General features: G+C 73.8%; 1 protein-coding gene and 1 pseudogene. Both read left to right on the forward strand.

Annotated features, from left to right (window positions below; genetic code table 11):
* Positions 1-171 precede the first annotated feature (171 nt).
* Positions 172-9,363: pseudogene (locus ABT001_RS35130) on the forward strand (SDR family NAD(P)-dependent oxidoreductase); the annotation flags it as partial.
* 171 nt (positions 9,364-9,534) lie between these two features.
* The coding region (locus tag ABT001_RS36190; RefSeq protein WP_502967579.1) for a beta-ketoacyl synthase N-terminal-like domain-containing protein at positions 9,535-11,384 on the forward strand (1,850 nt) is incomplete at its 3' end.

An 11,384-nucleotide genomic window follows, 5' to 3' on the forward strand; every position in this document is an offset into this window, starting at 1 on the left:
GCTCTGGATGGTGATGATGTCGCTGTCACGGTGGCTGATGTCGATTGGGGGCGGTTCGGTGCGGCTTTCACCAGCCTCCGCCCCAGCCCCCTCCTGGAAGCGTTCGTGGAGAAGGCCGAGACCGGTCCCGAGCCGGGTGCCGGCACCGAGTTCGCCGTAAGCCTGCGGAACGTGCCCCCCGCCGAACAGGTCCGGCGTGTCACCGGTCTGGTACGCGCCGAGGCCGCCGCCGCGCTCGGCCACCGTTCCGCCGACGACGTCGACGCCGGGCGGGCCTTCGCCGACCTGGGCTTCGACTCACTGACGTCTGTCGAACTGCGTGACCGCCTGGCCACCGCGACCGGCGTGCGCCTGCCCGCCGGAATCGTCTTCGACCACCCCACCGCGTCCTCCCTCGCCGCCCGGCTCACCGAACTGCTCACGGAGACCTCATCGGCTCCGACCACACACGCCGCGACGGTGGTGGACGACGACCCGGTGGTCATCGTCTCCACGGCCTGCCGCTTCCCCGGAGGGGTGACCGACCCCGAGGGGCTCTGGCAGGTCGTCGCCGAGGGCCGTGACGTCGTCACCGCTTTCCCGGACGACCGAGGCTGGGACCTCGACGCGCTCTTCGCCGGGGACGGACCCGGCACCTCGTACGTCGACGAAGGAGCCTTCCTCGACGACGTCGGCCGCTTCGACGCCGCCCTGTTCGGCATCTCGCCGCGCGAGGCGCTCGCCATGGACCCGCAGCAGAGGCTCCTCCTGGAGACCACCTGGGAGGCACTGGAACGCGCCGGCATCGATCCGCGCTCCCTGCGGGGCAGCCGCACCGGCGTCTTCGCCGGCACCAACGGCCAGGACTACGCCCGCCTCACCCTCGCCGACTCGGCCGGGCTGGAGGGCCACGTCGCCACCGGCGGCTCCGCCAGCATCCTGTCCGGGCGCGTCGCCTACTCCTTCGGCCTCGAAGGACCGGCCGCCACCATCGACACCGCCTGCTCCTCATCGCTGGTAGCCCTGCACCTCGCGGTGCAGGCGCTGCGCAACGGCGAGTGCGACCTCGCCCTGGCCGGCGGCGTGACCGTGATGGCCACGCCGGGCGCCTTCGTGGAGTTCAGCCGCCAGCACGGTCTGGCGGCCGACGGCCGCTGCAAGCCGTTCTCCGACGCCGCCGACGGCACCGGCTGGGGTGAAGGCATCGGCCTTCTGCTGGTCGAGCGGCTCTCCGACGCACGCCGCAACGGCCACCCTGTCCTCGCCGTCGTCGCGGGCTCCGCCATGAACTCCGACGGCGCGTCCAACGGCCTCACCGCCCCCAACGGCCCCTCCCAGCAGCGGGTCATCCGCGCCGCGCTCGACTCCGCAGGCCTCACTCCGGCCGACGTCGACGTCGTGGAGGCACACGGTACGGGGACGAGGCTCGGCGACCCGATCGAGGCGGAGGCACTGCTCGCCGTCTACGGCCAGGACCGCGAAGAGCCGCTGCTGCTCGGCTCGGTGAAGTCCAACATCGGCCACACACAGGCCGCCTCGGGCGTCGCGGGCATCATCAAGATGGTCGAGGCGATGCGTCACGAGACGCTGCCTCCGTCGCTCCACGCCGACGTGCCCTCGACCGGCGTGGACTGGTCCGCCGGGGCGGTGGAACTGCTGGCCGCCCCCCGTCCGTGGCCCCGGTCCGAACGGACTCGCCGGGCAGGCGTGTCCTCCTTCGGGATCAGCGGCACCAATGCCCACGTGGTTCTGGCCGAACCGCCCGCAGCACAGGAAGCCCCGCAGGAAGCGGAGACCACCACACCCCCGCTCGTGCCGTGGCCCCTCTCCGGCCACACCGTCGACGCCCTCGCCGAGCAGGCGGGCCGCCTGCTCGGCGCGCCGGAGGCACGGCCCGTGGACATCGGCCACACCCTCGCGACCGGCCGGGCCGCGCTCACCCACCGTGCCGTGGTGCTGGCACGTGACCCGCAGCAGGCCGCGGAAGCTCTGACCGCCCTCGCCGCGGACCGTCCTGCGCCCGGCGTCATCCGGGGCGAGGTGCGCGACGGCCGTACGGCGTTCCTGTTCACGGGGCAGGGGTCGCAGCGTGCGGGCATGGGGCGAGGGTTGTACGAGCAGTACCCCGTGTTCGCAGATGCTTTCGACGCGGTGTGTGCGCGGGTGGATCTGGAACGTCCGCTGCGTGAGGTGGTGTTCGGGGATCAGGAGGCTCTGGACCGGACGGTGTACGCGCAGGCGGGGCTGTTCGCGTTGGAGGTCGGGCTCTTCCGGCTCCTGGAGTCGTGGGGTGTCGCTCCGGATGTGCTGGTGGGGCATTCGGTCGGCGAGTTGGCTGCCGCTCATGTGGCGGGTGTGCTGTCGCTGGACGACGCCTGCCGGCTGGTCTCCGCACGCGGCCGGTTGATGGACGCGTTGCCCGAGGGTGGCGCCATGCTCGCCGTCGAGGCGGCCGAGGACGAGCTGGAGCTGCCTGAAGGGGTGGATCTGGCGGCGGTCAACGGGCCGTTGTCGCTGACGGTGTCGGGTCCCGTGGAGCTGGTCCTCGGGTGGGAGGGGCGTCTTCGTTCCGAGGGGCGCAAGGTCAGGCGACTGTCCGTCTCGCACGCGTTCCACTCGCGTCTGATGGAGCCGATGCTGGCCGAGTTCGCGAAGGTCGCCGGTTCGCTGACGTACCGCACCCCGTCCGTTCCCGTCGTCACCACGGCACCCGGCGACATCAGCACCCCCGCGTACTGGGTGGACCAGGTCCGCCGGCCCGTCCGCTTCGCCGACGCGGTGGCCTCGCTCCACGGTGTGCGCATCTTCCTGGAGCTCGGTCCTGACGGTGTGCTCAGCGCGCTCACCCCGCACCTCCACGACACCACGCCCGCCGTGCCCCTGCTGCGTCGCGACGTGGACGGCACGGAGTCCGTCCTGACCGCGCTCTCCCACGCCCATGCCGTCGGTGCCACACCGAACTGGGCCGCCGTGCACGCGCTCCGGGGCGGCCGGCGGATCGACCTGCCGACGTACGCCTTCCAGGGGGAGCGGTACTGGACCATCCCCCGCCCGGGAACCGGTGACCTCGGTGCCGCGGGTCTGCGTGCCGCAGGGCACCCGCTGCTGGGCGCCGAGGTGTCCCCGGCCGTCGGCGGCGGGCTGCTGTTCTCCGGCCGCCTGTCCACGGCCGCCCAGCCCTGGCTGGCGGACCACGTGGTGCACGGCGCGGTCGTGCTCCCGGGCACCGCGCTCGCCGAACTGGCCCTGCACGCAGGGGCGTCGGCCGGCCTTCCCCGCCTCGACGAACTGACCCTGCACACCCCGCTCGTCCTGCCCGCACGTGGCGCGGTCCAGCTCCAGGTCAGGGTCGGGGACGACGGCACGATCGATGTCCACGCCCGGCCCGATTCCGACGAGGACAGCTCCTGGACCCGCCACGCGACCGGCCTGCTCACCGCAGCCCGGCCCACGGTGCCGGCCGCCGAGGACATCCGGGTGCCGGCCGACGCCGTACGGATCGGACTGGACGCGCACTACCCGGCGCTGGACGAGGCCGGACTCTCCTACGGTCCTGCCTTCCAGGGCCTGCGGTCCGTCGAGCGGTCCGGCGACACGCTCCACGCGGAGGTCGAGCTCCCCGCAGGGGGAGCGTCGGAGGGCTACGGGGTTCACCCCGCACTCCTCGACGCCGCGCTCCAGGCGGTCGCCGCAGGACCGCTCGGCGAGGACGGCACCGCCAGGGTGCCATTCGTCTTCGGCGGGGTCACCCTGCACGCCACGGGAGCCTCGGCTCTGCGGGTGCGCCTGACCCCGGCCGGCCCCGACACCGTGTCGCTGGAGGCCTTCGACGAGACGGGGACGCCCGTCCTCACCGTCGACGCGGTGACCCTGCGTGCCGTCACCGAACGCCCGGTGACAGCGGCGGCCCCGTTGTACGAGGTCACCTGGACGCCGCTGGGCGGGATGCCCGCAGCCGCGTACCCCACCTGCACGATGGTCGACGACCCGGCCGAGGAGGCCGGAACCACCGGGATCACGGTGTGGCGCGCCCCTGCGGACGCGGCGGCCGTACTGACCGGCCTCCAGGGCTGGATGGCGGACGGGGCCGACACGCCGCTGGTGGTCCTCACCCGCGGTGCCGTCGTCGCCGTCGACGGCGACGAGCTAGCCGACCCGGCACGGGCCGCGGCCTGGGGACTGATCCGTTCGGTCCAGTCCGAAGACCCCGGCCGCTTCCTTCTGATGGACACAGAGACCCCGGACCCCGAGGGTGTCGGCACCATGGACGCCGACGTCGAGGACGCCCTGGCACGAGCCGTGGCAGCCCTGCTCGCCTCGGACGAGCCGCAGGCCGCACTGCGCGAGGGCACCCTGCTGGTGCCCCGGCTCACCCGGGTACGTACCACGGGCGAAGCGACAGCCCGTGCCGTCGACCCCGACGGCACGGTTCTGATCACCGGCGGTACCGGGGCCCTCGGTTCGTTGCTGGCCCGGCACCTGGTGGAACGGCACGGTGTCCGGCATCTCCTGCTGACCGGCCGGCGCGGACCCCACGCCCCCGGCGCCGCCGAACTCATCGCCGCGATGGCCGAGTCGGGCGCCACGGCGCAGGTGGTCGCCTGCGACATCACCGACCGGGACGCCCTCACCGCCCTGCTGGCCCGGATACCGGCCGAACACCCGCTCACCGGCATCGTGCACGCGGCCGGGATCGCCGACGACGGCACCGCCGACGCCCTGACGCCCGAACGCCTCCGGGCCGTGCTCGCGCCCAAGGCCGACGCAGCCCTCGTCCTGCACGAAGCGACCCGTGAACTGGACCTGCCGCTCTTCGTCCTCTACTCGTCCGTGGCCGCGACCCTGGGCACACCCGGACAGGCCAACTACGCGGCCGCGAACGCCGTCCTGGACGCCGTCGCCCAGCACCGGACGGCCCGCGGCCTGCCCGCGGTGTCGATCGCCTGGGGCCTGTGGTCCCGGAGGAGCACCGTCAGCGGCAACCTGGACGAGGCCGCCCTCGCCCGGGCGAGCCGTCTCGGTGCTGCCCTCACCGACGAACAGGGCCTCGCCCTGTTCGACGCGGCGCTCACGGCAGGTCGGCCGCACGTGGTCGCGGCCACCGTCGACCGGACCCGCGCACGGTCCGCCGCCGATCTCCCGGCACTGCTGCGTGGAGCACCCGGCACCGCACGCGGAACCGGCGGCCGCAGGGGCCGGAGCGACCTCGCCGCCACCCTCGCCACCGCCGCCGACCCGGCGCGCAAGGTACTGGACCTCGTACGTGCGGAGAGCGCCGAGGTCCTCGGTTTCGCCTCCGGCGACGTGGTGGCCGCGGAACGAGCCTTCCGCGAACTGGGCTTCGACTCGCTCACCTCGATCGAACTCCGCAACCGGCTGAACACGGTCACCGGACTGAAGCTCCCCGCCACCCTGGTCTTCGACCACCCCAACCCCACAGCCCTCGCGGAACACCTGCTGGCCGAACTGGTCGGCACCCCGGAACCCGCCGCAGCGCGGACCACGGCCGCCCGGAGCGACGAAGCCATCGCGATCGTCGGAATGGCCTGCCGGTACCCCGGAGGCATCACCTCCCCTGAGGACCTGTGGCAGCTCGTCATGGACGGCGGTGGCGTCGCGGGCCCCTTCCCCGAGGACCGGGGCTGGGACCTCGACGCGCTCTTCGACCCGGACCCCACGAGGCGTGGCACCTCCGACGTCCGGCTCGGCGGGTTCCTCGACGGCGCGGGCGACTTCGACGCCGGCCTGTTCGGCATCTCGCCGCGTGAGGCGCTCGCCATGGACCCCCAGCAGCGGCTTCTCCTGGAGACGTCCTGGGAGGCCTTCGAGAGGGCGGGCCTGAACCCGGCAGGTCTGCGGGGCACCCCGGCGGGCGTCTTCGTCGGAGCCACCAACGTCGGCTACGCCAGCGGCGCGAACCTCCCCGAAGAGGTCGACGGCCACCTGCTCACCGGCATGTCGGGCAGCGTCGTCTGCGGCCGCATCGCCTACACCTTCGGCCTCGAGGGCCCCGCCATCACCGTCGACACCGCCTGCTCCGCGTCCCTGGTGGCCCTGCACCTCGCAGTCCAGTCGCTGCGCAACGGCGAGTGCGACCTCGCACTCGCGGGCGGTGCCACCGTCCTGGGCACCCCGGACGTGTTCACGGAACTCAGCAAGCAGAAGGGCCTCGCCCCCGACGGCCGTTGCAAGTCGTTCTCGGCGGACGCGGACGGCACCGGCTGGTCGGAGGGCGTCGGCATGCTCGTCGTCGAGCGGCTCTCCGACGCGCGGCGCAACGGCCGCCGGATCCTGGCAGTGGTGCGCGGCTCGGCGGTCAACCAGGACGGTGCCTCCAACGGCCTCACCGCGCCCAGCGGCCCCGCCCAGCAGCGGGTCATCAGAGCGGCCCTGGCCGCGGCGGGCGTCGCCCCGTCCGGCGTCGACGTCGTGGAGGCGCACGGCACCGGCACGAAGCTCGGCGACCCCATCGAGGCACAGGCACTGCTGGCCACCTACGGCCAGGACCGCGAGGGGGGCGAACCGCTGCGCCTCGGCTCGTTGAAGTCCAACATCGGCCACACCCAGTGCGCCGCCGGAGTCGGCGGTGTCATCAAGATGGTCCAGGCGCTGCAGCACGCCGTACTGCCCGGCACCGTCAACGTCTCCGAGCCGACCCAGGAGGTCGACTGGTCGTCCGGCGCGGTCGCCCTGCTCACCGAGTCGCTCCCGTGGCACACAACCGGCCGCCCCCGCCGGGCAGCCGTCTCCTCCTTCGGCATCGGTGGGACCAACGCCCACGTCATCCTCGAACAGGCGCCGGAGACCCGCGCGCTCCCGGCAAGGACGCGGCCGGACGTGACCGCGCCGGCCGGTCCGCCCCGGCCCACGCCGGTCGCCTGGCCGCTCGCGGCGCGCACCCCTGAAGGGCTCCGCGAACAGGCGGCACGCCTTCTGGAGTTCGCAGCCGTCCGACCCGGACCGGACGCGGAGGAGATCGCCCGGACCCTGATCACCGGCCGGGCAGCGCTGGAACACCGGGCGGTCGTGCTCGGCCGGCCGGACGACTACGACGGCCTGCTCGCCGGAGTGGGCGCCCTCGCAGCCGGTGCCTCCTCGGCCACCGTGGTCCGGGGCGAGGCGGTCGGAGGCCGCACCGCCTTCCTGTTCACCGGCCAGGGCGCCCAGTACGCCGGAATGGGGCGCGCACTCCATGCCGCACACCCGGTGTTCGCCGAAGCGTTCGACGAGATCGCGGCACGCATCGACCTCGGGACGCCGCTCGCCGAGATGGTTTTCGGCGACGAGGAGCGGATGGGCCGCAGCGGCTACGCCCTCGCAGGGATGTTCGCCGTCCAGGTGTCCCTCGTCCGGCTGCTCGACTCCTGGGGTGTGGCCCCCGACGTCGTGCTCGGTCACTCCACCGGCGAACTGGCCGCCGCGCACATCGCGGGCATCCTGTCGCTGGACGACGCCTGCACCCTGGTGACGGCGCGCGCCAAGCTGTTGATGGATCTGCGCGACGACGGGGTCATGCTCGCCGTCGAAGGGCGTGAGGAGGACCTGCTGCCCCTCCCGGAGGGCGCCGACGTCGCCGCGGTGAACGGGCCCGCGTCGGTGACCCTCTCCGGCGACGCAGACGTGCTCGGCGCGTTGAAGGACCGGTTGCGGGCCGAGGGCAGACGGGTCAAGCAACTGACCGTCTCCCTCGCCGCCCACTCGCACCACATCGACCCGATGCTCGAAGGGCTCGCGGCCGTCGCGGCGGACCTCACCCACCACGAACCCGCCGTCCCCATGGTCGCCACAGGACCCGGGCGGCTCGACGAGCCGCGGTACTGGGTCCAGCAGGCGCGGCGCACCGTCCGGTTCGCCGACGCCTTCCGACAGCTGTCGGACGTGAAGCGGTTCGTCGAGATCGGCCCCGGCGGAGTGCTGTCCGCGATGGGCGAGCACCTCGTCGACGACGCGGTCTTCCTGCCCACGCTGCGCGTCGACCACCCGGAGCAGGACCTGCTCCACCAGGTCCTCGCCGGGCTCCACGTGTCCGGCGCCCGGGTCGACTGGCCGCTGACGGCGGGGAAGGGCGCCGACCTGCCCACGTACGCCTTCGAGCACCGCACCTACTGGGTGCTGTCCGAGAACGGTCCGGCGGACGTCGAGGACGCCGGACTCACCGGGGTGGACCACCCGCTGGTGGGCGCGGCGGTGGTCTCGGCGACCGACGACGGACTGGTGCTCACCGGACGCCTGTCCACGGCTGCCCACCCGTGGCTGGCCGACCACCGGGTGCGCCGGACGGTCCTGGTGCCCGGCACCGCGATGCTCGAACTCGTCTTCCAGGCGACCAGGCTGACCGGCCATCGGCTCGTCGACGAGCTGACCCTGCACGCCCCGCTGATCCTGCCCGACCGGGCCGCCGTACGGTTCCAGGTGGTGGTCCGCGCGGCCGACGGAGCCACCGGCTCCGAGGGCGAGCGCGAAGTCTCCGTCCACGCACGCCCCGAGTCGGACGAGGACGCACCCTGGACCCGGCACGCCGTGGGCACCCTCGTCCGTGACCTCCCCGCCGAACCGGCGGCCTGCCCCGAATGGCCACCGGCCGACGCGGACGCCGTGGACCTCGACGGGCACTACGCACGTCTGAACGAGGCGGGCCTGGAATACGGGCCGGCCTTCCAGGGACTCAGGGCCGCCTGGCGATCCGGCGACGACCTGTACGCCGAAGTGACGCTGCCCGACCGGCAGCAGGGCGACGCCTACGGCACGCACCCAGCGCTGCTGGACGCCGCACTCCACGTACTGGCACTCGCCGGGGCGGAGGGCGAACCGGTCGCACCGCGACTGCCGTTCTCCTGGGCGGGCGTGGCGCTGCACGCCGTCGGCGCCCACACCCTGCGGGTACGGCTCACCCCGGCGGGCCCGGACACGGTGACGCTGGACGCCTTCGACGAGCAGGGCCTGCCCGTCCTCTCCGCTGCCTCCCTGACCCTGCGCGAGCCGACCGGGGATCTCGGGGGGACACCGGGCGCCGATTCGCTCTTCGAGGTCGTCTGGACGGAACGAGAGATCCCGGGCGCGGTCACCGACACCCCCTGCGTGACCGTCGACGACCCCGACGGGCTCACCGAGGTGCCCGCCGTCGTCCTGTGGCGAGCGCCGGTGGACCCTGCCGAGGTCCTGGCGGGTGTACGGGCCTGGCTCGCCGACGACCGGACGGCCGCCGCCCACCTGCTCGTACGTACCTCCGGAGCCGTCGCCGCACGCGAGGGTGACGACGTGGCGGCCCCGGCCGCCGCAGCCGCGTGGGGCCTCCTGCGCACCGCACAGACCGAACACCCGGGCCGCTTCCGCCTGGTGGACGCCGACACGGACGAGGCGGCGATCGCCGCACTCGGCACGCTCCTCGCGGCGGACGAACCCCAGGCCGCGATACGCGACGGCCGGATTCTCGTCCCCCGGCTGGCCCGGCTGCGTCCGACCGGGACGGCGGAGCCACTCCGTCTCGACCCCGAGGGCACCGTCCTGATCACCGGCGGCACCGGCGCCCTGGGCGCCGTGCTGGCCCGGCACCTGGTGGAGCGCCACGGCGTCCGCCACCTGCTGCTGACCAGCCGCAGCGGCCCGACCGCCGCCGGCGCCGAAGGACTCGTCCGGGAACTGGCCGAACAGGGCGCGCACACGGAGGTCGTCGCCTGCGACGCCGCCGACCGGGACGCCCTGGCGGCCGTGCTCGCGGACATTCCCGCCGCACATCCCCTGACCGGTGTCGTCCACACCGCCGGCGTCCTCGACGACGGCATCCTGGAGGCACAGACCCCCGAGCGCCTGGCGTCCGTGTACGCGCCGAAGGCGGAAGCAGCCCTGCACCTGCACGAGTTGACAGCCGGGCAGGACCTGGCACTGTTCGCGCTGTACTCGTCGCTGGCCGCCACCGTCGGCGCGGCCGGACAGGCCAACTACGCCGCCGCCAACGCCGTACTGGACGCACTGGCCGCCCACCGCGTCCACCGCGGCCTGCCCGCCGTGTCACTGGGCTGGGGCCTGTGGGAGCGGACCAGCGCGATGTCCGGGCACCTCGACGACACGGCCGTCGCACGCATCACCCGCCTCGGCGACGCCCTGAGCACCGAGGAGGGCCTCGCGCTCTTCGACGCGGCACTGGCCTCCGGTCGGGCCCACGTCGTACCGACCCGCCTCGACACCTCCGCGGCACGCAAGGCGCACGAGGTGCCACCGCTGCTGCGGTCCCTGGTGCGCGTCCCGGCCCCGCTCCGCAGGGCGGGTGTCTCCGGCACGGCCCCGCAGGTCGGCCTGCTCGCCGAACTGGCACGCTCCGCCGACCCGGCGGGCCTCCTCCTCGACCTGGTCCGCGAAGAGGTCGCCGCCGTGCTGGCCCACGCCCCGGGCGAACGCGTCGCAGCCGACCGGGCCTTCCAGGAGATGGGCTTCGACTCGCTCACCTCCGTCGAACTGCGCAACCGGCTCTCCGCCGTCACCGGTATCAAACTGCCCGCGACCGTGGTCTTCGACCACCCGGCGCCCAGGGCCATGGCGGACCACCTGCACGAGCGGCTGGCCGGCGCCGTCGCCGCGACACCCGCCGCCACGCCCAGGGCCGTACGGCCGCCCGCCGAGGACCCCGTCGTCATCGTAGCGATGGCCTGCCGGTACCCGGGCGGGGCCGGGTCGCCCGAGGAACTGTGGCGTCTGCTGGCCGACGAACGCGACGCCAGAGGCCCCTTCCCCACCGACCGAGGCTGGAACCTCACCGGCCAGGGCCACCGGAATGCCGTCCACACCCGGTTCGGCGGATTCCTCGACACGGCGGGCGACTTCGACGCCGCACTGTTCGGCATCTCGCCGCGTGAGGCGCTCGCCATGGACCCCCAGCAGCGACTCCTCCTGGAGACCTCCTGGGAGACGTTCGAACGCGGCGGCATCGACACCGCCACCCTGCGTGGCAGCCGCACCGGTGTCTTCGTCGGCGCGATGGGCTCCGGCTACGGGATCGGCCTGCGGATGCCCGAGGACGCCGAGAGCCACCTGATCACGGGCAGCGCGGGCAGCGTGGCCTCCGGGCGACTGGCTTACGCCTTCGGCCTGGAGGGCCCTGCGGTCACCGTCGACACGGCCTGCTCGGCCTCGCTGGTCGCCCTGCACCTGGCGGCGCAGTCGCTGCGCAACGGTGAGTGCACGATGGCCCTGGCCGGCGGCGTGACGGTGATGGCAACCCCGGACGTGCTGATCGGCTTCAGCCGGCAGAACGGGCTGGCCTCCGACGGACGCTGCAAGGCGTTCGGCGCCGCCGCCGACGGCACCGGACTCTCCGAGGGTGTCGGTCTGCTGTTGCTGGAGCGGTTGTCGGACGCTGTGGCGAACGGTCATGAGGTGCTGGCTGTGGTGCGGGGTTCCGCTGTCAACCA

Origin of the sequence: Streptomyces sp. NPDC002793 (assembly GCF_040295485.1) — a bacterium.
GTDB lineage: Bacteria > Actinomycetota > Actinomycetes > Streptomycetales > Streptomycetaceae > Streptomyces.